At 42.9% G+C, this 24,669-nt stretch carries 19 protein-coding genes; 2 read left to right on the top strand and 17 right to left on the bottom strand.

What is annotated here, in order from left to right:
• Positions 1 to 111 precede the first annotated feature (111 nt).
• The 4 genes from QTA56_RS11450 to QTA56_RS11465 form a co-directional block, all read right to left on the bottom strand.
• On the bottom strand, positions 112 to 513 hold the full coding sequence (locus QTA56_RS11450; protein WP_004760963.1) for a hypothetical protein: 402 nt from the start codon (positions 511 to 513) through the stop codon (positions 112 to 114).
• 378 nt (positions 514 to 891) lie between these two features.
• Positions 892 to 1,233, bottom strand: coding sequence for an FKBP-type peptidyl-prolyl cis-trans isomerase (locus tag QTA56_RS11455; RefSeq protein WP_004674912.1), 342 nt, complete (start codon positions 1,231 to 1,233; stop codon positions 892 to 894).
• A gap of 30 nt (positions 1,234 to 1,263) precedes the next feature.
• Positions 1,264 to 1,794 carry a YaeQ family protein gene (locus QTA56_RS11460; protein ID WP_267981070.1) on the bottom strand — a complete coding sequence of 177 codons (531 nt, stop codon included), beginning with the start codon at positions 1,792 to 1,794 and terminating at the stop codon, positions 1,264 to 1,266.
• An 88-nt stretch (positions 1,795 to 1,882) separates the two neighbouring features.
• Positions 1,883 to 2,884, bottom strand: coding sequence for a CobW family GTP-binding protein (locus QTA56_RS11465; RefSeq protein ID WP_267981071.1), 1,002 nt, complete (start codon positions 2,882 to 2,884; stop codon positions 1,883 to 1,885).
• Between the two features lie 486 nt (positions 2,885 to 3,370).
• On the opposite strand from QTA56_RS11465, the gene QTA56_RS11470 reads away from it, so the two are divergent.
• Positions 3,371 to 3,571: a hypothetical protein gene (locus QTA56_RS11470; protein ID WP_267981072.1), complete on the top strand. Its 201-nt coding sequence runs from the start codon at positions 3,371 to 3,373 to the stop codon at positions 3,569 to 3,571.
• 135 nt (positions 3,572 to 3,706) lie between these two features.
• Here QTA56_RS11470 and QTA56_RS11475 read toward each other — a convergent pair whose 3' ends face one another.
• The 8 genes from QTA56_RS11475 to QTA56_RS11510 form a co-directional block, all read right to left on the bottom strand.
• Positions 3,707 to 4,228, bottom strand: coding sequence for an acyl-CoA thioesterase (locus QTA56_RS11475; RefSeq protein WP_267981073.1), 522 nt, complete (start codon positions 4,226 to 4,228; stop codon positions 3,707 to 3,709).
• A gap of 218 nt (positions 4,229 to 4,446) precedes the next feature.
• A complete protein-coding gene (locus tag QTA56_RS11480; protein WP_267981074.1) occupies positions 4,447 to 5,070 on the bottom strand; it encodes a MarC family protein in 624 nt (207 codons plus the stop codon).
• A 52-nt stretch (positions 5,071 to 5,122) separates the two neighbouring features.
• Positions 5,123 to 5,530 (bottom strand): J517_1871 family lipoprotein, encoded by a 408-nt coding sequence (locus QTA56_RS11485; protein WP_353739500.1) that lies wholly within the window; start codon positions 5,528 to 5,530, stop codon positions 5,123 to 5,125.
• A 174-nt stretch (positions 5,531 to 5,704) separates the two neighbouring features.
• Positions 5,705 to 6,394 (bottom strand): Rossmann-fold NAD(P)-binding domain-containing protein, encoded by a 690-nt coding sequence (locus QTA56_RS11490; protein ID WP_267981075.1) that lies wholly within the window; start codon positions 6,392 to 6,394, stop codon positions 5,705 to 5,707.
• Between the two features lies 1 nt (position 6,395).
• Positions 6,396 to 7,169, bottom strand: a complete 774-nt coding sequence (locus QTA56_RS11495) for an SDR family NAD(P)-dependent oxidoreductase (protein WP_267981076.1) — start codon at positions 7,167 to 7,169, stop codon at positions 6,396 to 6,398.
• Positions 7,166 to 7,846, bottom strand: a complete 681-nt coding sequence (locus tag QTA56_RS11500; protein WP_267981077.1) for a glutathione S-transferase family protein — start codon at positions 7,844 to 7,846, stop codon at positions 7,166 to 7,168. Before QTA56_RS11500 ends, QTA56_RS11495 begins: the two co-directional genes overlap by 4 nt.
• An 89-nt stretch (positions 7,847 to 7,935) precedes the next feature.
• Positions 7,936 to 8,370, bottom strand: coding sequence for a PaaI family thioesterase (locus tag QTA56_RS11505; RefSeq protein ID WP_267981078.1), 435 nt, complete (start codon positions 8,368 to 8,370; stop codon positions 7,936 to 7,938).
• A 40-nt stretch (positions 8,371 to 8,410) separates the two neighbouring features.
• Entirely contained in the window at positions 8,411 to 9,277 is an 867-nt protein-coding gene (locus QTA56_RS11510; RefSeq protein ID WP_267981079.1) for a metal-dependent hydrolase, read from the bottom strand.
• A gap of 168 nt (positions 9,278 to 9,445) precedes the next feature.
• On the opposite strand from QTA56_RS11510, the gene QTA56_RS11515 reads away from it, so the two are divergent.
• Positions 9,446 to 9,910: a winged helix-turn-helix transcriptional regulator gene (locus QTA56_RS11515; protein WP_267981080.1), complete on the top strand. Its 465-nt coding sequence runs from the start codon at positions 9,446 to 9,448 to the stop codon at positions 9,908 to 9,910.
• Between the two features lie 245 nt (positions 9,911 to 10,155).
• On the opposite strand, the gene QTA56_RS11520 is transcribed toward QTA56_RS11515, so the two are convergent.
• From QTA56_RS11520 to QTA56_RS11540, 5 genes are all read right to left on the bottom strand, one after another.
• Positions 10,156 to 11,220, bottom strand: a complete 1,065-nt coding sequence (locus QTA56_RS11520; RefSeq protein ID WP_267981081.1) for a YheC/YheD family protein — start codon at positions 11,218 to 11,220, stop codon at positions 10,156 to 10,158.
• 11 nt (positions 11,221 to 11,231) lie between these two features.
• Positions 11,232 to 12,860: a CapA family protein gene (locus tag QTA56_RS11525; RefSeq protein WP_267981082.1), complete on the bottom strand. Its 1,629-nt coding sequence runs from the start codon at positions 12,858 to 12,860 to the stop codon at positions 11,232 to 11,234.
• A gap of 15 nt (positions 12,861 to 12,875) precedes the next feature.
• A complete protein-coding gene (locus tag QTA56_RS11530) occupies positions 12,876 to 14,534 on the bottom strand; it encodes a glycoside hydrolase family 88 protein (RefSeq protein WP_267981083.1) in 1,659 nt (552 codons plus the stop codon).
• A 155-nt stretch (positions 14,535 to 14,689) separates the two neighbouring features.
• Positions 14,690 to 20,308, bottom strand: a complete 5,619-nt coding sequence (locus tag QTA56_RS11535) for a BapA/Bap/LapF family large adhesin (protein WP_267981084.1) — start codon at positions 20,306 to 20,308, stop codon at positions 14,690 to 14,692.
• On the bottom strand, positions 20,302 to 24,669 hold a 4,368-nt coding region (locus QTA56_RS11540), incomplete at its 5' end, for a beta strand repeat-containing protein (protein WP_411956100.1). The genes QTA56_RS11535 and QTA56_RS11540, both read right to left, overlap by 7 nt.

Raw genomic sequence — 24,669 nt, forward strand, 5'->3', positions numbered from 1 at the left:
ATAATCTTAAAAGTATATATTATGAAATTTATCGTAAAACAATAGATATGATGGAAATACAATCATACTCCTAACCTTTAATAAGGTTAGGAGTGTAAAACGTTATAGAGATTAATATTCAATACTTTGGAAATTTGGATTTTCCGATAACTGCTGTAAATAGTAGCGCTCTTTCTGGTAGAAATATTTACATAAACGGTTGACCCACTCACCACGGCGGAACGTCAATATTTTTTTATGGATACCATCATATTCCAGCAGCACCACATTGCGGTCATCTTCAGATGAGGCCAGGCGGGTAATCTTATAATTATGAGGTGCATGCTGGTGAGCAGGTTGCAAGGCCCTTACGATTTCAACTTTATAATCGCCATCAATCCAGTAATGCCGATCCATAAGCGCCTGTTCATTGACCCAAAATCCTGTTTGCGCCCCATCATGCGTATCAATCAGGAAAAAATGGTCCAGCTCTTTTAACAACTCTGATGCAGTGATATCCAAATAATCATTCATATCATACCTCTACTCATTCAAATTTTTATCGCTTGCCTGAGGCAATTACAGCATTTTTATATTTAAGCAACTATCATACGTGACCAAGCACAACCCTATAGTGACCTTATAAGCAAATTTCCCAAATTTTAAAATATGATTTTTTATTCAGCACATTGTCATTTGCAGGGAAATTGCTCTTTGAACTCAAAGATATACAGGACTGTATAGAGAATCAACCATTTTTTCCCAGACTATGAAAAAAATCAGATAAAAAGAAAGTCATTTAAAATCAAAAAGTTATTATATAATTATTAATAGTGTTTTATATAGCTGATTTTAAAGTGATTTAGTAGAAATTCAAGCCTAAACCACTTTATTGTTTCTACAACGAACGGTCTATTCGTCGCGTGTCTTGACATCAAACAGTTCAATTTCAAAGGTCAGGTTTGAATTGGCAGGAATAATTTTTCCCATCTTACGTTCACCATAAGCCAAGTGTGCAGGAACAATCAGTTTACGCTTGCCGCCAACCCGCATCCCCATAATGCCCTGGTCCCAGCCCTTGATCACTCGTCCAGTGCCAATCACGGTTTCAAAATAATTACCACGGTCTATTGAAGAGTCAAACTTGGTTCCATCTTCCAACCAGCCTGTATAATGGGTGGTAATCAGGGCACCTTTTACGGCCTCCTTACCCTCACCCACTTTCAAGTCAATAATCTGTAATTCCGCACTCATCGCTCTCTCCAAATTTCTTTCAGTTCAACATTATTGCAATTGTTGCCACTGGATGTCGACCTGTCCCTTGTCACTGAGCAAGGTCCATTCACCATCCATGATATTCAGTTGCAACTGCATGGTACGTTCACACAACTGTTCAAGTGCCTGTGTGGTTTGCAGAGCCAGTTGCCAAACCTCGACATTGCTGAGTGTCTTGATCTTGGTATTTTTCTGCCACCAGTCATCTGCCTGCGAACCATAGGCAATCACGGCAACTTTCTTGCAACGCGCGCTAGCTTTCTTTACTTTATCTTCCGATGGACACCCAACTTCAATCCATTTTTCCAGCAAACCCGTCAGGTCTTTCTGCCATAAGGCTGGTTCATCGGTTTCAAACAGGTCTTTGGTGAATTCCAGTTGCTCAGCCGCATAACGCGCATAGGCTAGAATCCGCACCATTAAACGTTCAATGGTTTCTGATGGATGCAATGCCAGCGTCAACTGGTAATCCGCATAGATATGCTCATCCATATTAGCAATATTCAGGTCTGCCTTATATATTGTTGCTTTTAACGCCATAAACGGTGCTCTTAAATATAGTGTGTTCAAATTTGGCGCTAAGCATACTCTATTTTATAGGACAACATGAGCTAATTTGACCAACTGGTTATCCATCTCTATTGATACGACACGCCAACAACTGCATTTCAAATGCCAACCAATCCTGCTGGACTTGGGTAATGATTTCTATTCGGTTATCAATACTTTCTTCCGCCGACTTATAGTTAAACTGTTGGGGATTAAAATTAAAGCTTTTCCAGCCCTGATCGGTATTAAAAATTCCCTTGATACGCACCCAGTCTTGCTGGGCACACAACATGTCTAACAACTCATAAAAATTAAACTGCCAGCGCTTTGGTAGTTTCCACCCTGCCACCGTAAATCCCTGGGCAGTCTCAACATAGTGGTAAGGAAGCTGCTTGATTTCCTGTTCCTGAACGGCGGCCTGTGTTTTTTGCAACTTTAATAAGGGCTGAATTTTACGTTGTACAGGTTGTTGGGCAATATCAATTTTTTCAAGCTCGACCTGTCCCTGCTTAGTCTCAAACCAATGTTGCACATAGGTCTGGTATTCTAGTTTTAACGCCAGATAAGCTTGGTGGTCAGCCTCATTCATCAAATCAATATGTGAGATGACCACGATTTGTGCCGCTTTCAACTGATCGGTATATAAGTTCTGCTGTACCCAATCATGGTCATGCAAACGGCTGCCATCCACAACCACTACCAAGGCACGCATCGCCAGACTGCTTTGCCAGTGGGGTTCTGTCAGTTGTTCCAGTAATTGTGCAGGATGCCCTAAACCTGTGGGTTCTATAAATAGTCGGTCTGGTTTGCTTTCACTTAAAAGACGCGCAAGCGCAATTTGCATCGGCAGTTGACTACTACAGCATAAACAACCACCCAGCAATTCTTTGACAGCATAGCCCTGTTGTTGACTAATCAATTGCTGGTCAACACCGATTTGACCAAATTCATTCATCAATACCGCCCACACCTCATGTTCAGGCTTTTGGCTCAGTAAATGTTGTAGTAGCGTGGTTTTACCCGCCCCTAAAAAGCCAGAAATAATATGGGTTGGAACGGGTTGAGGTGCAATAAATTTCACAGTGTCTGACAGGTGCAAAAGATTTATTCTAACGGCAAAGTTGCCCATCAAAAAGGAACTTTAGAGATTTTATGGGGATTCACCCCAAAATAAATACAAAACACAATTATTTTTAAAAATACAAACCAAGTCACAAAAATATCTTAATTTTTTCCATTTAAGCTCATTTTTAAATGGAATATCCAATTATGGATATTTCTTAAACAAAGGATGAATGTTATTCATCCGTAAACCACAAGATTATTTTTTAATCAACCCAACATATTTACATACATTTCACATCGAAATATCACCTATTGTTTTTACAAATACATTACACAGACGGCCAAAATGATTCAGATTGTTAAGAACAACGTAATAGATTGTTAAGAATATTGCTGCAAATAGATTTGACACATAGCATGAACTTCATGCCGAAATGAGGAGTTTGGATAAATCGAATTCCATATTGAGGCTGTTATTTTAAACGAAATAAGGATGCCAAACATGAAACTTATTAAGACACTTCTTGCTACAACACTTACTCTTGTTGCGGCTTCAACATTTGCTGCTCCAACCAAAGAAGCCAAAACTGAAACTGAAGAAAGAGTTGTTGTTTCAACCCAGGAACAACCTGAAACTCAAGCTGCAACGACTGATGCAACAGCGACTGAAGCTGCTCCAGCATCTACACCAGCAAGCAACTAAACCGATCTTAAGGTTCCTCCAGACCTTTAGACCAACATTTGTAATGACTTAAATTTATTTCATTACAAATGTTAAAGATCGAGCCATGCTGCGGTTCGATCTTTTTTATTGGAGGCTTTTTTTAATCTTTATCAATCAGCACTGCGTTGATTTCTTGAAAATGCTGCATGAGGGCTGATGGACTTCCTGTAGACGCATCTCCTTACGCTGTTCCGCGGCTTCAAAACGGCAACGCTTCCAGTCAGTATCCAGCTTTAATGATGGAACCTGTTTCGGCTTACGTTCCTCATCAACCGCAACCATCGTGAAATAACAGGTGTTGGTATGGCGAATGGTACGTTTCTGGATATTCTGTGCCTCCACACGTATTCCCACTTCCATTGAAGTACGTCCAACATGATTGACACTGGCAAGGAATGTCACCAGTTCGCCCACATAAATAGGCTCTTTAAAATTCACCTTGTCTACCGACAATGTCACAACATAACTGCCTGAATAACGGCTTGCACAGGCATAGGCCACTTGGTCAAGCAGCTTTAAAATTGCCCCACCATGCACATTGCCTGAAAAATTAGCCATATCAGGAGTCATTAAAACTGACATGGTTAGTTCTGACTGGTCATCAGGTGCGTGGTTCAATTGATCTAATCGAGACATGGGGAGAACTCATTGGGAATACAACTATAGTATTATCGTTGATTCAGCCTTTTAAAAATATGCATAAACGCATAAAACATCATCAAACTTTTTGATGATGTTTCATTTATTATTTCAGAATGATTACATTTAAGGCATTTCTATAAAATTCCACCTCAAATATGGATTGTTTATTTTAATAAAAAATATTTTCCATATTTGAAAATGATATTCATGGATCAACCGAGGTTTGCCGAACGAATCAGACCTGTCACACCATTGACGATCATATCCACGGCAATGGTACCAATCAGCAGTGCAGACAGGCGCCCGACAATGTCAAAGTAACGGTCTATATATTTGGCATGTTTATAACGTAGATGATCATGCCCATATTTCATGAGAATGAGGATGCTACAGGTCAAAAAAAGCGTCAGCGCAATCACTGCCATGGCACCTGTAAATGGCACGGTTACCCCTGTCACAACGGCTGCGCTGATGGTGCCTGGCCCAATCATAAACGGCATGGCAATGGTTCCAGCCAAATGCTCAGGTGCTCCACGCATTTCACCAATGGTTTCAGCACCCTGAAACACATAGCGGTAGCCAATCACTAGAAAGATCAGGCCACCGAAAATCTGGAATGACTCAAAACGTACATTAAGGTAACGGCTAAAAATATTCTCCCCGCCCCATGCGAATAAGACAAATACACCAAAGGCAATCAGGCTGCCCTGAATCAAAGCCTTATTAAACACCTTTACTTCTGTATTACGGATCATCCCCACCATATAGACACTCATCAGGAAAGGATTCAGCAATGAGAAAAACAGTGCAAATGCATGAATATAAGAAGAAAACATAACAACTCTCTTTAATGTCGCAAATGGAATCTTTTATAAGGAATTTAATTCATTATCGATTGAGAACCTGCTGGCAACGTGCACTGGTCTGCTTGAGCTGATCATCCTTGCCCATGTTGAAAGTTGCCCCCACACCCAATAGGCTCATCTGCATAACTGCGGTTTGGGAAGTTAATTCTTTTACCTTAAACTTAATACCCTGATCGGTATAAAGTTCATTATTCAGTAGCTTGACCTTATAGCCCATCAAGTCCTGACGGTTATCCATACAAAGCTGGCCTCGGCCTTGACGGTCAAGCTTCAATGTGGAAATGGCAGTACCCGTTGTGCCTGACCAATAGCCAAAGAACGGGATTTGAGTCGGAGTCAATTGATTAAACTGGGCTGGAGTCATTGTTGTCATTGAAGTACATCCCAGCAGACCAAGCGCAAGAGCACTAGACAAAAGAACTTTTTTCACAACCGCCACCTAAAATTAGAAAAATCAAATAATTCTTATAATTTTCACATATTGAGATGCAGTTTAATCCGCGAGCCATGTATATAAGTCGTAGTACGAATGTAAAAAAGCTTTATTTAAAAATTTAACTTACGCTCTTATTTATTTGTTAATAGATTTGAACAGCCCATTTGCTTATTGAAACAGACTGAGTTCCTGAGTCCAGGTAGAAGCTGGTTGCTGATAAACATGCCAGCAAACCTGTTGAATGGAGTGCATCAACTCAAGGTTCTGACTTTTCCAATATGGCAACATACAATAAGCAATATGAATCCCTTTTGGATGAAACTCCCTTGCCAAGGACTGGGCCAATGCGCGGATACTGGCAAACATACTTTGGCTAAGCAGGTCATTTTCGGCAGCCAGGTTCTGTTGCATACCTAAAAAAATTAATGTGCCTTTACCTTTGCGAAGCATCTGCCGAATCATGGCTTGTGAAATGCTAACCGCGCTTAAACCTGTATTTTGCCACTGCAACTCTATCTGTTGGGCTGATAAAGGATTACTTTCAAGTAACCTTGTAAAATCAGGCTGAAATACACATAGGTCGATCAGGTGACCTGCATGATGAATCTGTTTAATTAAATCTTTTACAGCAGCATAATTAATTAAATTCAGGCGAACCCTGGTGAGACCCGAATTTAAATGCTCAATCTGAATGTTCTGCGGTGCAGGGTCATGCTCAACCTGGTACACATGCATTTTGCTTTTTTCCGCCTGCTCAACAAATGTCTGACCAAGCTCATCTATGTCATTTCCAACAACGACGACACAGCGCTTTATTTTCTGTTTCGATCTAAATAACTGAGGAATCAGGCGATTCATATTAGAAGTTCTCCTGATAAGGACGTAAGTCCAGTTCATGTGTCCATAAATCACGGCTTTGTTGATAAAGCATCCAATAATTCTCGGCAATCGCCTCAATATTTAAGCCACCGCCGCCACGTGTTAGCCTGACTAAACGCCCCAATCCTAATAAAGCCTTGTTTACACGGTCACCATCTACCATTCCATCCACAACCACATGGGCAACATGGATATTTTGAGGTCGACATCGTTGCGCAAGATTAAGTGCATAAGCCCGCAATGCTGATTTTCCCATGGTAAATGCGGCAAAAAAAGGTTTACCACGCAACGAGGCACTTGCACCCGTAAAAATCAAAGTTCCCTGCTGTTGCCGCTGGAAGATTTTCAAGCTGCCTTGAGATACCAAAACGGCAGATAAAAAAGTCGAACGCCACATCTGGTTAAAGAACTGGAGAGAGGTCTGCAAGAATATGGAGGGAATATTGCCGCCCACATTATGGATAACCGCAAAAAGCTGTTCCTGTTGATGGGAAATACAGTCAAACAGTTCCTGAACCTGCTGTTCATCTTCGGCATCCAGCCCATAGGCTACAGCCTGGCCACCCTTGGCATTGATTGCCGCGGCCACAGTCTCGACTTTCTTTAAGGTACGTCCGACCACATATACCTTTAATTTTTCCTGGGCAAAACGCCGACAGACTGCCGCACCAATTCCCTGTTCAGCGCCCACGCCCACCACCACAACACAAGCAACCTTTTCAGGAGCTGTCGAGCTTAGCGCAGACGTATTCATAATAAACTGATCCATTGGGCAATATGGGGATAACTCTGAATTTTCGCACCCCACACCTTGCTGGTTCTTACAATTTCTAAAAGCTGTGAACCCACTGCGATATCCGCTAGTGTTTTGCTTTCGCCAACCAGCCAGCCTGTTTGTCCCAATACCAGTTCAATACGTTCCAGATGACGAATAAACTCAGCCTCAATATCTGCCTTTGCCATACGTCCCGTACCCTGCATTTTAAGTTGCAAGGTCAGGGCTGATTTCAGCAATGGCTTCATCAAAATAAGCTCATGCTTGGGACGGCCTTCAGCACTGATGGCAACGGCATGATCGAGAGCATCAGCATCACTGACCCGAAAATGAATCTCGTAAAAATAGAGCAACTCATCGGCCCAGTCTTCCCAAAGTTCGACATAGGCCTTTTGCATGGGATCGCTTGGATATAAAAGAGGTAAATCTGGATAGGCCTCATCAAGATAACGTGCAATACGGGTACTGTCCTGAATGCGTTTACCATCAATATCCAGTACAGGAACCTTTCCAGCCTTACTAAGCATGGGAACCTTTGCTCCCAATACACCGTTATAGTTCACGGTTTGATAAGGAATTTCCTTAAATTGCAGCATCCTTGCCACTTTTTGGCAGAAAGGTGAAATTTCCCATTGATGTAAAACAACTGAACTCATTTTTATATTCCCATCTTTTTATTCATTGATCTGTATAACAGTCCATCAGCCAATTACTGATCAAGCCCATCATACAGATATTTGGTGATTTAACGACGGATAATCATGTTGGTTGCTGTCGCATGCGCATACAGCTTCCCATCCTCATCACGGAGATAGCCCTCCGAAATCACTAAATTTTTACCAATATTGATGACCTTTCCTTCCGCAATTAGTTTTTTATTAAATGGCATAGGACGGCACATTTTAATTGCAAGATCGGTTGTTCCATACCCCTCACCCGCAGCCAATACGGTATGGGTGGCACACCCTGTCACGGAATCAAGTACAGTAGCGGCGAAACCACCATGTACACCACCCAGCGGATTGGTATGACGTTCATCAGCAGTCGCAATAAATACAACACGGCCATATTCAACCTCACCAGCCTCCATCCCCATGGTTTTTGCAATCCCAGGTGCAGGTACCAGTCCTTTCTGAAAAGCCTGCATAATTTCCAAACCCGTCATATTTAATGGATTCATACTATTTTTCCTATGTGATGAATAAAACGTATTAAGATGTTTAATGAATAAAAGTTGATTGTTCAGGAGCTAAACCAATTTTGACTTTTGTCTGGGCCACAATTTCAGACTCATCTGTATCATTGGGATGAAAATCAAAACGATAATAGGAGAAAAACTGAGGCACTAATTTACGATAGGCTTGTAGCGTAAACCCAGCAAATTTAGCCCAGGATTTTAGATTGAGCAATTGTCTATCCCTTGACATTAATACAAGCTGATAGGTATTGGAAATCAGGGTAATCAAGACCAGACTAAAGGTAAAAATTGCGACACGGGGAATATAGGCATCCAATCCCCTGCCATAGAGATATTCATACATATCATAGGCAACAGCCTTATGTTCTGTTTCTTCAACACTATGCCATAACCATAAATCACGAATAGTTTTATCCGTCATTAACTGATTGACATTTTTCATCATTTCCACCACCAGCACAGCGGTGTAATGTTCCAGTCCCACCGTAACCAATAAATTCCATTTCTTTGGAAAAGTACGTTCAATCGCTTTCAGTATAATCCCTGTTGCCTTTTCCAATGATTCAGGGTCTAGACCATATTGCTGGGCACTCACATGAAAAGCATGATGCTCCTTGGAATGCATGGCTTCCTGTCCAATAAATGCACCAATATCCCGATCGAGTTGTGGATTATTTTTGATGTTCTCGCGCAATGCACGAACTGAACGGACAAAGTAGGATTCTCCCTCAGGGAAAAGTGTAGAAAGTCCCGTAAAATAGTGGGTAAATGTTGATTCATTATTACACCAATACTTCGGCATATCCTGAAATTCATAATCCATACGACGCACAGGAAATGATGCAGGCATTTTTTGCTTTGATTTTTCTTTCACCGCAGACATAGACATAACTCACCTCAAGGATTCATTTTTAAAATATAAAGTTCCAAAAAGGAACTTATAGCATTTAAAATAGCTAGGCCCAAATAAGTTGTCAATCTAGTTGATGACGTGACGACCAATATTGTCCTAAAATGACAGTCGTCTTCCTATAAAGATAAATTGATGGAGTATGCGATGAAATGGCATGAACTTGGCGAAATGAATTGCCCAATTGCGCGAAGCCTGTCGATCTTTGGTGATCGCTGGACTTTGTTGATCATCCGTAATGCATTTATGGCAACCCGTCGTTTTGATGATTTTCAAAAGCAGTTAGGTATTACTCGTCATTTATTAACTGAGCGTATTAATCGACTGGTTGAAAATAATATTTTTGAAAAAGTGCTTTATCATGAAGCCCCAAAACGTTATGAATATAAATTGACGGAAAAAGGGCTGGCGCTTTATCCAATTATTGTCTCTATGAGTACGTGGGGAAATATTTGGCAAAATGAGAACAGGCAGTTTCAGGAATTACGTTATTTGCATAAAAGCTGTGGTCATGTCACTCAACCGAAGCTGACCTGTGATTGTTGTGGTCAAGAACTGCATGCTAAAGAGATGAGGCCTATCTATGTTTCAACTGATGCGGGCACTACATAACAAAAAAGCTATCATTTATTTGAACAGCTAATAGCTATATTGTCTATAAATGTCTTCATTCTGGTTAAAACTTTAATTGTTACCTACTTTAATGAATCTATTGCTTTGCCAATTTTGACTTTATCAAGGATGCATTATGCAGAATAGTCTTAACCTGTTCAGCATTAAAACCCATATCTCGTTTCCCTGTAGAGCCACCTATACAAGAAGACAGCATATATAAATTTCTCATATAAAGAATATGTTTATACCTGATCATAATAATGACGATAACGTTTTGGTAGAAAATTATTGACACCTATTTTATCTGTATTTTCCAGCAACCATTCATAATATAGAATCTGTTGTTCTGCCACAGGATAAGCCATAAAACCGACTCCAGGCCCAGCATTGATTTCAAATATTTTTATTTCACCTTGCTGATCGATACCAATATCCAAGCCTACGGCATCTATTGAACATTGATAAAGATCAAGCATAAATTGGGAGGTATCCTGAAATAAAATATCTATTTTTTTTAAAATACTTTCATAAAAATCTGGATAATACTGTTTTAAAAATAGTTCTTCCCGTGTTGAAATAAGCGCACCTTGTATACCATTTGCAATATCCTGATGATCTTTTAAGTTTACATAAGGGAAAAACTTTATTTTATGCCATTCACCTTGCTCTCCCAATACCATGTGTAATCTAAAAACAGTCGATAAATTATTATTTGTCTTACTGTGAAAAAAAGGACTGACAAAAAAGTGATATTCTGTTTTCTTTTGTTCAAACAGTTGTTCTAGTTCAAACTCGTCTAATGTTAAGATTTTATCAAGTTCTTTAACCCAAAATTTTTTATTTATTAACTGGATGGTACAGATACCAATCGCTTGCTTACTTGAAGCAGGCTTCAATATAACATATTGATATTTATTTATAAAGCCCATCAAAACTTGAAAACTTTGGCAAGATTGAGATTCAATTACATATTTTTGCATGAGAGGATGAGCTTTCATTTTTTTATAAAGTTCAACCTTGGTTTCAATGTGATGGGTCGTAAAAGGAATTTCTTTGGCAAGTTTTACATAAGCCATCACATCTTGTTCATGAATAGGAAGCCGATTTTGTATAATGTCTGGAAAAGGAAAAGTTTGTTCTATAAGCTTCCCTTTTAGCATTGTTTTTCCATGTATTATTTGTTGAGTAAAATCAACATTTTTTGCAGTAAAAACAAAACTCTGATGACCATGACATTGTGCCACTGTCATGAACACTTTTTCGGTATCAATAATTTTATCATTTGGTTTTAAAATTCCCACTAACATATTTTCAGTCCTCATAATTGTAGTTTAAAGAAGAATCCAAGTTCATCTTTATCTGTTATAAAGCTATCTTCCTTATAAATGGCTTTGAGTTGTATAAATTCATCTTCTGTGACAAATCTTGGCTTCCAGAATGTTTTTAAATTATTGGTAAAAATTGGATAAAGCTGAAGCTCTTTATTCAGAATATTTATTCTTGTTAAAAATCCATAGGGTAAAGCCTTTTGCTTTTCATACTCTCCATTACTATTAAAAATACCATTCCCTACACTATAAATGATAAATTTTTCCTGATATTTTTCTATTTTTTGTATGGTATGTGGCCCATGCCCAACGATAATATCTGCCCCCACCTGTAACAATCTTTTTGCTACGCGTTCCTGATAAGGATGAACAGGTTTAAAATCAATCCCCCAATGGCAAAAGCAGAGTATTGTATGATCTGGGTTTAATTTTTTATATAATTTAATTTGATAGAGCATTACACCATTTAAGATATTAATTCCTGCGCGTTCATTTAAGGCATAAAACTCATAATCGATATAGGCATTAACTTTGTTCCAATAACCATTAAAAATAGCAATTTTTTTTCCTTCATACTCAAGCTCTAGAATTTTATTTGCCTGATACTGATCATCCCCTCCACCTAAAACAACAAAATCATCTTCCATAAAGTCATGCAGAGTGCTTATAAAACTATTTTCGCCATAGTCTAAAGCATGGTTATTTGCCAGGCACACCACATCTATGTGATTATTTTTTAGCTCTTTCCGAGTTTTTCCCGAATGAGCACCAAGGATAAAATCTTTTCTTCCGTCCAGAGGAGAAAAATCCCTTATATTAAATACAGCTTCAAAATTTAAAATATTAAAATCATCTTTCCTAAAAAAAGGAGCTATATCCAGAAATGAATAGCTATAGCCATATTTTGTTAAGGCATCCTCAACATTTCTCTTCTTTCTTCTTTCAGTGTACTTTTCTCCAAAATAAGTATCTCCCATAAGATTGATATCAGGTTCTTTTAATTGAATATTTTCTATGTTTAAATTTTCTATATCATTTTTAATTAGATAAGGTATTAAAGTATCATATTCACGGTCTATAAAATCTCCACCAACAACCATATATCCCTTTCTACCCTGCTCCCTGTATCCAGCCAATAGAATTTTTTCATCGTCTACTGTAAGTTGAACAATAAATTCAACCATATGATTGATACAAAGATAAGAAAATGGATATATTTTCTTTTCTCCAAGACTGAAAGTATCAGGATTAAATAGTTTTAGATATTCAGGTGCAAGCTGATGATAGAATTTCAATACTTCATGTATTGATTTTTTCTCTCCATTTAATCTCAATAATTCTAAATGGACTAGATTCTGAATAAGCTTTCTGGAAGCAAAATTATTGATAAGATAAAGATATTGATTTAGATTCAATTTTTCAAAAGTTAATTCATTCTTAAAATAAACAGGCTGACCAAATAAGATTTCATCTGTATATTTTTTTCTCTTTTGAATAACTTCGAGTAATTCTTGCTCAAATATATAACTTAACTCAAAACAGTAACCATGCTCCAATATTGCTTTTGCATTATATTCTCTTAAAACATTTAGATCGGAATCAAATTTTATATAAAACATATTTATCTTCTAATATTATGAATGATTAAAATAATTCACATAAGCAATATAGCCCGACAAGTTATGTTCCTGGTCATCAATTCGGGTTCTGAATCGGTCATGTCGCACATAGAAAGCGTTTAAGATTTTGTCTGGCCGCGCCATATACATTGCCACTTCAGGATAGAAGAAACCATTACGCTGAAACTCACTGCGTAGTTCAATCAATTCTTCCAACTTCTCAAACTTGGCCTGCTGGTAAAGTTCTTCATATCCCTGCTCTTTCAGGCGATTTACCATTTTATATGCTGACATCAGCATTTCCAGAAAGGTGGCGTAGACCGTTTTTCTATTTTTTATAAAGTCCATATGCTGTAGATAATTATTTAGGCCAAACTGAAAATATTTTTCTTCTGGACATATTTTGGTGAGTTCGTTGGTGCAGTAGCTTAACCAATGGTCATGATATTTATCATATTTTTTCGTTATAAAATGCTCAAACATTAACTTTACTGTCGCCAAAAGTTTTTTATCATGATTGAGTTGGTAAAGGCGAAGTAAGGCAAGTGCAGCCTCACCATCATAATAGACAATGCGAAACTTTTCTTTTAACTCATAACTTGGATAATGCAATACATGGGTGGTTTGTCCCTCGGCATCAACCATTTCCAAAATACCATTGGCAATTGCTTCAGCATATTTCAGGTATTTCTTGTCATTGGTCAATTCCTGATATTTGCTAAACATTAAAATTGCTGCGGCATTTGCACCCAACTTAATTTCCTGATTCTTTTCCCCATCAATCATAAAGGCAACTTTGCCTTGTTTTTCCCTGTAGAACGTATCAATTGCATATTGTATGGAACTATGTATTTTGGACCAAAACTCGTCATTCTCCTCCACTTCAAAACTTTCCAGTAATGCGTAGATAGACGTACAGTGACGCACGGTGTTATAGCCTTTTAGCTCTCGGTCATAGGCAGGAAAATAACCGTAAACAAAACGTCCATTGTCATGGATCTGCCGATATAAGAAATCCGCATCTTTTTTAATCAGTTGTTTAAGATGTTCTTTTTTATTGCCTTGTAGTTCACGAACCCCGTTTTGACAGCCACCACTTTGTAGCGGAATAAATTGACCCTCTTCATAGATTGCAGCATAGGTTTCAAATGTCCAAATATGCTCAATTGGATCCAGTACAACGGTTTTATTTATGTTTGGATATTTTTTCTGAATGGCAGCATTAAAATTTGCCTCATCAAAAAAATTCGGTTCATCGTATTTTAGCCCCTTGATGATTGCCCGACCATACACCTCCTGTTCCAGAAATGCGACTTCAAAATTTTCATCCAGACTTAAACCCTTTCGGTAATGATTATTATGCTGTTGGTGTGATACTTCATAAACCACATTTTTCCAGGGCTGTTTCTGAATCTGGTAAGCAATATCAAGCTTGATTATTTCCAATAGGTTTTTGTTCTTTTCAAATGTTTTTTCAACAAAATTTATTAGTCGCTTAATGACCCTGGAACTTTCCACATCACTGCTGTTCCATACCTGACATCGACTTGAAATTTGACCATAGGACAAAAAAATGCATATTTGACTTTCATTAACCTGTTTTTCCTGAATTGTATTTTCTAGCCATTTTGTTAACTGTAATTTTAAATGCTGTAATTCATTATAGCTCTGCATATATTTATTCCGTTTCTAGTCATTATAAGGATTTTTAAAAAAACTATATCGTATATGCTTTTGTTTTGAAATGAATAAACTGTATGTTTTGTGAAAAAAGAAAAACCGCCCCATGTTTTCATGAGGCGGTTTTTTGTGGGTTGAATTAAACTAGGTTAGAACAGGATTTGCTGATTATGCAGCAATTCAGCAAGTGTCACTTCATTGGTTTGATTAGTCAGGATGAGCAAGTTGGTTGAATCCGCACCACCTGTGCCATCTCGATCAATTTTTACAGTTGCTGTATGGTTATCTGCATCATATTGGACAGAGAGGTACTGTTCAATATTGCCTGCATTCGCACCAGAACCACTGAGCAAATCACGGACATCTATGCGATCAGCCTCGGCATCGGCACCAACCTGACCCACATGGAAGTCAGTCCAGGTATCTGTACCGTTGCCACCTGTTGCATCACCTGCAACGAGTAACTGGTAGATTGCTGTATCAGAACCTGCACCGCCCTCCAAGGTATCATTGCCTGCTCCGCCAATGAGAATGTCGTTACCTGCTCCGCCATGAAGTTCATCATTGCCAGTGCCACCATCGAGGTAGTCATTGCCTGCATTGCCAAACAGTTTGTCATTGCCTGCACCACCACGAACGATGTCGTTGCATTGACCACCAGTGAGTGTGTCATCTCCATCATAACCATAGATTCTCACGTTGTGGTCGGTTACTGCGGATTGATCAATCACATCAGCAGTCGCTCCACCTTCAACAACATAGCTTGCTGTACCATGACCCAATAGATTGCTTAACAGACCCACATCAAGCAGTTGAGCCAGGCTTTGTACTGTTGGCTGCGCATGTACGCTGTCATAGGCAGTGACGGTTACGCTATCAGCAAGGTTCAACTGTACCAAATCCTTACTTGCATGAATCGTCGCCATGAACTCCATTAGTTTTTGATTGTCAATGGTTCCATTATCCGCAGCAGTGATGATAATTTTCATCGAATCGCTGCCGAAGAGGCTGATACCCTGCAATCTGTCAGTCACATCCACATTTAGGCCAAACTCTGCTGCCAGACCTTGTGAGTATGCGAATCCAACACCATTACCGCCCAACAATGTTGTTAAGAGGTTAATGACATTGAGTCCAACGATACCTGAGTTGTATTCAACCTCAACTCGTTTAATGTCGTTGTTGACATCAACTGCAAGGAGTGGTTGCTGATCCAGGGTGATCAAGCCAGCCACATCTGCACCCACGAGACCCAACAATGCATTATTGGTTAATGCCACCTCTGGTTTTTGTTGACCTACAGAAGCAATGATATCCAGGTCAAACTCAGCACTGGTGAAAGTATGGCCTGTGGTATTGGTTGCCTCGACAGTGAAGATATACTGACCCAAGTGGGTAATTGGTGTTGTTGTGAGACTCCATTTACCATCGGCACCTGCGGTGGTTGTACCCACCTCTGTACCATTAGCAAATAGAACCACGGTACTGCCTGCCTCTGCCACACCATAGAAAGTCGGTGTGGTGTCGTCAGTTGAGCCACCATTGAACACATTACCCTGTTCCGCACCGAAGTTGTCTGCAACCGCAAGGATGGCTGGATTCATATCCTGTCCCGCGATGGTGATGGTTAAGGTGGCTGACGAAGTAAAGTCAATACCTGTTGGGTCAGTCACATGATAAGTGAATGTTTCCACCTGACCTAGACCTACCAGATTTGTGTACGGTGTATAGGTGTAGTGACCATTGGCAGAGATCACCAATGTACCGTATTGACCGTGAATGGTGGTCGCACCCATTTCATTGACAGCCACACTTTGTCCATTGAAGTCAACACTGGTGACTTTGGTAAATACAGTCACGCTGTCATCTGCAAGAACATTGCCTGTCACTGGTAGAACTGCATGCTGACTTGGATCATATACATCTGCTGTTGCAGTCAGTTTACCTGCCAGACCTACACCAACTCCATCGTATGCCATGAATGCACGGTATTGACCTGCATCGAGGTTATTCACTGTCGCCACAACCTGACCATTTGCAAGCAGATCGAGGTTAATAATGCCACTGGTGTTAGAACCTGCTACGGCCACCCATTCGCCATTGACCAGTTTTTGAACCACAACTTTATAGTCATCATTCAAGATACCCAAGCTGACTGCCGTACTATAGCTAAAGGTCATATTTTGTGTATGTCCATCCGCTACCGTGAAGCTCATGGCTGGTGTTCCAAGGATCGGTAAATTAATACCAGCAACACCAATCAATGCAGCATAGGCCTGTTCACCAATCATCAGGTCATTGCCCACCAGCAATGCGCCAGCGTCGATTCCTGCCACTGCTACATCTGCATCAGCCGCGATATTAACGGTTGCAGGTGCCAATGGATTCATCGGATCCCAAGTCATGTCCACAAGATCGCTATCGATATGGATAATCAATTGGGCAGATGCCTGATAGTCATTGCCTGTTGGGTCAACAATGTTATAGGTGAAGTGTTCAACCTGACCTAGACCAACATTATCCGCATTTGGTGTATAGGTGTAGCTGCCATTTGCATACATCACCAATGTACCGTATTGACCGTTGATGGTGATGACACCACTCGCTCCGATATCTACAGTATTCGCGCCATAAGTCACTGAATGGACCACTGTAAATGGTGTGGTGGTATCGCTATGTCCTGTGACACCCACATCACCAAGCACGTTGCCATGAACAGCCACTGAAGTGTAGCCATTGACAATGGTGTTTAGATCATAGAGGTCGGCTGTTGCGGTCAACGTGCCTCCTAAACCACCACCAAGTACGCCTGTGTAAACCATCGCGGCACGGTATTCACCTGTTTCCAGACCAGTCAGTGTGACACCCGTACCTGAGTTGAGCAGTTGTAGATCCAGCACATTCCATTGACCAGAACCATTCAATGCCACCCAATTACCTGATGCATCTTTATGTTGAATCACCAGTTGGTAATCACTCAATGCGCCTGCACCAATCAAGGTGCTGTAACTTAAGGTGACATCACCTGTTGCGTTATTGACATTGAAGCCAACACTGTTGCTACCGATGATTGCAGCATTCAGGCCAAGCAAGCCAACAAGAGCAAGGTATCCATGACTACCAAGAACTGCATCGTGTTCAGCCACCGCATATTGTGGTTGGGCAATTTGATCCAGATCGTAGATGTCGGCTGTGGCGGTGAGTTTACCAAGCAAGCCCACTTCACCAAGAGAACTGTCATAAGTCATGAATGCACGGTATGTACCTTCACCCAGACCATGCATGGTTGCAGCAACCTGTCCAGAGGCAAGCAATTCAAGGCTAATGAAACCATCTGTCATCGCATTGTTGACAGTGACCCACTGGTTAGTGGCTGTATCGAATTTTTGGACAAGGACACCATAGCCATCACCGAGGACACCAACAGTTGCCAGAGCGCTGTAACAGAATGTCACATCGGCACTTTCGCCTGCTGCCACGGTGAAGTTAATGTCGCCGTTATCAAGCAATGACAGGTCAAGATCTGATAGACCAACCAGTGCAAGGTAACTATGGCTACCAAAGTCCACATCATCGCCAACTTGTAACAATGATGGGTTAATCGCTGCGGTCACCAGATCATCAACTGCGTTGAAGTCAATGGTTGCAGGTTGTGCAGGATGATCTGCATCGCCCCATGTCATATCCACCTGATGACTATCTAAATGGAAGTACAAGGTTGCTGATGAACTCATGCCAGTCGCTGGGTCATGCAAGGTATAGGTAAACTGATCAACCAGACCTAGACCTGCACTATTTGCATTTGGTGTATAGGTGTATTCACCCTGCTCATCAATCTGTAGCGTACCGTAATGACCGACGATAGTCAGGCCAGCACTTGTCATGTCTGTGGTTGTGCCATTGAAAGTGACACTTTGTAGAACAGTGGTCGCGGTAAGAACATCAACCTCTGTACCATGCAAGCCTACATCTTCAATCACATTACCCGTTGCGGCCGTTACCACATAGTTCACTTGGGTTGTGCTATAAACATCTGCGGTTGCGGACAATGTTCCAAGCAAGCTTACATCAATGACCGCTCCTTCATGGGCCAGGAATGCACGGTATGTACCAGCAGCAAGGTTGTTCAGTGTGACGCTGTTGCCTGACAGTACATCTAGATTCAGGAAGTCAGCATCGCCTGTGCCCTGCACCGCTACCCAATGCCCTGACGCATCCAGTTTTTGAACCACGAGTTTGACATCATCAAGTACACCCGCACCCAGTGGCAAGCTATAACTGAATGTGACGTTATCTACAGTGCCACCTGCAACATTGAAGTTGATCGCATCTGATCTTAATGCCTGTAGATCAAGATTTGCGATGTCCACCATTGCGAGATAACCATGACTACCCAGGTTGGCATTATCGAACAGTTGTTGTGGAACAACATCGATATAAGCGTCTGCCAGGTTGTCAAAGGCATGTATTTGCAATAATGGATCAACCACAATTCCGATCTGCGCATTTGCAGTATCAATATGACCAAATCCATCGGTTGCCGTTGCCACAATGTTCACAACACCATTGACCGCAGCAGAGGCTGGAAGACTGACGGTGATATAACCATTGTCCACATCCGCTGAATTGACAGTGTAAAGCGTACCATTGACGTTAATCACAGTACCATCAACCGCATCAACACCCAGATTCACATGGATATCGAACACGCCATCTGTACCAAGCTCATCCAGATTGATAACACCATCACCATTGAGGTCTGCCACGACATCAATCGTAGTGATCAAGTCCTGAACATCCAGCGCATAGTCATGTGCCGTAGTAATTGAACTACTATTACCTGCCGCATCAGTAAAGGTTGCTGTTGCATCAACGGTGAGATCATCATCAAGTGCGAGATCACCACCATCAACATTGACAGTCCAGGTTGCATTTGTACCCGTGAAATTCACGGTAGCATCATAATCCACACCATTGATCGTTACAGTCACATGGGTATTGGCTGAGTTCGCAGCCTCTCCTGTAACACCTGTCAATGTACCTGTCACAGTCACTGTGCCGCCTGCTTCAAGTGCATCAAGAATGTCATCACCAGTGATTGGATCAATCGTAATGACTGTGCCATCCGTACTTGGTGGGATGGTATCCACACCAATCCATGTTGCTGCGGAGTCGAGATTACCCCAGACATCATGTGCCTGTGCAGAGATATTCATCAACTGATTGACACCAACAATACTGGCTACGATATAGCCATTTTGTAGATCGGTTGAGTTGACTGTATATGATTGACCATTCACCGTTACCACCATGCCATCATAGGCATCGGCACCCAAACCAACCTGAACATTGAATGTTCCATCTGAACCAAGCTCAGCGGCATTGATCAGGTTGTTATGGTCAAGATCATCAATCACCGTGATGTTGGTAATCATGTCCTGTGGTGCAACGATTACACCTGCATTTACTGTATCAGTATGACCATCTGTATCGGTTGTGGTTGCTCCAATTGTAATTGCGCCACTGCCAATCGTTGGAATTGTGATTGGGAATGAGTTGTTTGCAAGATCAGTTGCTGTAACCGTATGGTTGATCGTAATCGTACCACCTGCTACAGGACCAGTTACGGTCACTTGAACCTGCATTCCCTCATAAGCGTCATCTCCAAGTCCTATATGCGCCTGAACATTGGCACTACCATTGAGTTCATGTCCTGTAATTGTTCCATTGGCATTCAGATCAGTGTCAATCGTAATGTCAATTAGCAAGTCATGATCGGAATCACTGTCGGAGTCCGAATCGCTGTCGGAATCGGAGTCACTGTCAGAGTCGGAATCGCTGTCAGAATCGGAGTCGCTGTCTGAATCTGAATCACTGTCAGAGTCGGAGTCGCTGTCGCTATCTGAATCGGAGTCAGAGTCGCTGTCGGAGTCGGAATCTGAATCACTGTCGCTATCTGAGTCGCTGTCGGAATCAGAGTCGCTATCTGAGTCGGCGTCGCTGTCGGAATCGGAATCGCTGTCAGAATCTGAATCACTGTCAGAGTCGGCGTCGCTATCTGAATCAGAGTCACTGTCGGAGTCGGAATCACTGTCGCTGTCAGAGTCAGAGTCGCTGTCTGAATCGGAGTCACTGTCGGAATCTGAATCGCTGTCGGAGTCGCTGTCAGAATCTGAATCGGAGTCGGAATCGCTATCTGAGTCGGAGTCACTGTCTGAATCAGAGTCACTATCGGAATCAGAATCGCTGTCGGAATCTGAATCGCTGTCGGAGTCGGAATCGCTGTCGGAGTCGGAATCGCTGTCGCTATCGGAGTCACTGTCGGAATCGGAGTCGCTGTCTGAGTCGGAGTCGCTGTCTGAGTCAGAGTCACTGTCGGAGTCAGAGTCGCTGTCGGAATCTGAATCGCTATCTGAGTCGGAGTCGCTGTCGGAATCGGAGTCACTGTCGGAGTCGGAATCACTATCTGAGTCAGAGTCACTGTCGGAATCGGAATCGCTGTCTGAGTCAGAGTCGCTGTCTGAGTCAGAGTCGCTGTCGCTATCTGAATCGGAATCGCTATCTGAGTCACTGTCGGAGTCAGAATCACTGTCTGAGTCGGAGTCACTGTCAGAATCGGAGTCACTGTCAGAGTCGCTATCTGAGTCTGAGTCGCTGTCTGAATCGGAGTCGCTGTCAGAATCGGAATCGCTGTCGGAGTCAGAGTCGCTGTCGCTATCTGAGTCGCTGTCTGAGTCGGAATCACTGTCGGAATCGGAGTCGCTGTCAGAATCGGAATCACTGTCGGAATCGGAGTCGCTGTCGGAATCGGAGTCGCTGTCTGAGTCAGAGTCACTGTCAGAGTCAGAATCACTGTCAGAATCGGAGTCACTGTCAGAATCGGAGTCACTGTCTGAGTCGGAGTCACTGTCAGAATCGGAGTCGCTATCGGAATCGCTGTCTGAGTCTGAATCACTGTCAGAATCGGAGTCACTGTCAGAGTCGGAGTCGGAATCTGAATCACTGTCAGAGTCAGAGTCGGAATCGCTGTCTGAGTCGGAGTCGCTGTCGGAATCAGAGTCACTATCAGAGTCTGAGTCGCTATCTGAATCGGAGTCACTGTCTGAATCGGAGTCGCTGTCAGAGTCGGAATCGCTGTCTGAGTCTGAATCACTGTCAGAGTCGGAGTCGCTGTCGGAGTCTGAGTCGGAGTCACTGTCGGAGTCTGAGTCACTGTCGCTATCTGAATCTGAGTCTGAGTCGCTGTCGGAATCGGAGTCACTATCAGAGTCGGAATCGCTATCTGAATCGGAGTCACTGTCAGAGTCGGAGTCACTGTCTGAATCGGAGTCACTGTCAGAGTCGGAGTCACTGTCTGAGTCGGAGTCACTGTCGGAGTCAGAGTCACTGTCTGAGTCTGAGTCGCTATCGGAATCGGAGTCGCTGTCGCTATCTGAGTCTGAGTCGCTGTCAGAGTCGGAGTCACTGTCGGAATCTGAATCGCTGTCGCTATCGGAGTCACTGTCTGAATCGGAGTCAGAGTCGGAATCGGAGTCGCTGTCGGAATCGGAGTCGCTGTCGCTATCTGAATCGGAGTCACTGTCGCTATCTGAATCTGAGTCGCTATCAGAGTCACTGTCTGAGTCGGAGTCGCTGTCGCTATCTGAATCTGAGTCGCTATCAGAGTCACTGTCTGAGTCGGAGTCGCTGTCGCTATCTGAATCGGAATCGCTGTCTGAGTCAGAGTCACTGTCGGAATCGGAGTCGCTATCTGAGTCGGAGTCGCTGTCGCTATCTGAATCGGAGTCGCTGTCAGAATCGGAATCACTGTCAGAATCGGAGTCACTGTCGGAATCTGAATCGCTGTCAGAATCGGAGTCGCTGTCGGAATCGGAGTCGCTGTCGGAATCGGAGTCGCTATCTGAATCGGAGTCACTGTCGCTATCTGAATCGGAGTCGCTATCAGAGTCACTGTCAGAATCGGAGTCGCTGTCTGAGTCAGAGTCGCTGTCGCTATCTGAGTCGGAGTCGCTGTCGCTATCTGAATCGGAGTCAGAGTCAGAATCTGAATCGCTGTCGGAGTCACTATCAGAATCAGAGTCGGAGTCACTATCTGAATCGGAGTCGCTGTCTGAGTCGGAATCACTGTCAGAGTCGGAGTCACTGTCTGAGTCAGAGTCACTGTCGGAGTCGGAATCGGAGTCGCTGTCGGAATCGGAGTCGCTGTCTGAGTCTGAATCACTGTCTGAGTCGGAGTCGCTGTCGGAGTCTGAATCGCTGTCGGAGTCTGAGTCGCTGTCGGAGTCTGAATCGCTGTCGGAATCGGAATCTGAATCGCTGTCTGAATCTGAATCGCTGTCGGAGTCGGAGTCGCTGTCGGAGTCGGAATCGCTGTCAGAGTCGCTGTCGGAGTCTGAATCACTGTCTGAGTCCGAATCGCTGTCTGAGTCGGAGTCACTGTCAGAATCTGAATCGCTGTCGGAGTCGGAGTCACTATCAGAGTCGGAGTCGCTGTCAGAATCTGAGTCACTGTCGGAATCGGAGTCTGAGTCGCTGTCGCTATCTGAATCGGAGTCACTGTCGGAGTCGGAATCACTGTCTGAGTCAGAGTCGCTGTCAGAATCTGAGTCACTGTCTGAATCAGAGTCACTGTCGCTATCTGAATCGCTGTCAGAGTCGGAGTCACTGTCGGAATCTGAGTCGCTGTCAGAATCTGAGTCACTGTCTGAATCAGAGTCACTGTCGGAATCTGAATCGCTATCTGAGTCAGAGTCACTGTCGGAATCGGAATCGCTGTCGGAGTCCGAGTCGCTGTCTGAATCGGAATCACTGTCAGAGTCTGAATCACTGTCTGAATCAGAGTCACTGTCGGAGTCGCTGTCGCTGTCTGAATCGCTGTCTGAGTCTGAATCTGAATCACTGTCTGAATCAGAGTCACTGTCTGAATCAGAGTCACTGTCGGAGTCGGAATCACTGTCGGAGTCGGAGTCACTGTCGCTGTCTGAATCGGAGTCGCTGTCGGAATCAGAGTCACTGTCTGAATCTGAGTCGCTGTCGGAGTCTGAGTCACTGTCTGAATCTGAGTCGCTGTCGCTATCTGAATCGCTGTCTGAGTCTGAATCTGAATCACTGTCGGAATCTGAATCGCTATCTGAGTCAGAGTCACTGTCTGAATCGGAATCGGAATCGCTGTCGGAGTCAGAGTCGGAGTCACTGTCTGAATCAGAGTCGCTGTCTGAGTCAGAGTCGCTGTCGGAATCTGAATCGCTGTCGGAATCTGAATCGCTGTCAGAGTCGGAGTCGCTGTCTGAGTCAGAATCGGAGTCGCTGTCGGAATCGGAATCGCTGTCGGAATCAGAGTCGCTGTCGGAATCGGAGTCAGAGTCGCTGTCGGAGTCAGAATCGGAGTCACTGTCGCTGTCTGAGTCACTATCTGAATCTGAATCGGAGTCGCTGTCTGAGTCGGAGTCGCTGTCGGAATCAGAGTCACTGTCAGAGTCGGAGTCACTGTCGGAATCTGAGTCGCTGTCAGAGTCTGAGTCACTGTCGCTATCAGAATCGGAGTCGCTATCTGAGTCGCTGTCAGAGTCACTGTCGGAGTCAGAATCGGAGTCGCTGTCGGAATCAGAGTCACTGTCGCTGTCGGAATCGCTGTCAGAATCAGAGTCGCTGTCTGAATCAGAGTCACTGTCTGAATCAGAGTCACTGTCGGAGTCCGAATCGCTATCGGAATCTGAGTCACTATCGGAGTCAGAGTCGCTGTCAGAATCTGAGTCACTATCGGAGTCAGAGTCGCTGTCAGAATCTGAGTCGCTGTCGCTATCTGAATCGGAGTCAGAGTCGCTGTCGGAGTCAGAGTCGCTATCGCTATCTGAGTCGCTGTCAGAATCTGAGTCCGAATCTGAGTCACTGTCGGAGTCGCTGTCGCTATCTGAGTCGGAATCAGAGTCACTGTCAGAGTCGGAATCGGAGTCTGAGTCACTGTCAGAATCTGAGTCGCTGTCAGAGTCTGAGTCACTGTCGGAGTCTGAATCACTGTCGCTGTCAGAGTCTGAGTCGCTGTCGGAGTCTGAATCGCTGTCGGAATCGGAGTCGCTGTCAGAGTCGCTGTCGCTGTCTGAATCGGAGTCGCTGTCTGAGTCAGAGTCAC

The sequence above is a fragment of the Acinetobacter thutiue genome (assembly GCF_030385805.1).
GTDB classification, from domain to species: Bacteria; Pseudomonadota; Gammaproteobacteria; order Pseudomonadales; family Moraxellaceae; genus Acinetobacter; species Acinetobacter corruptisaponis.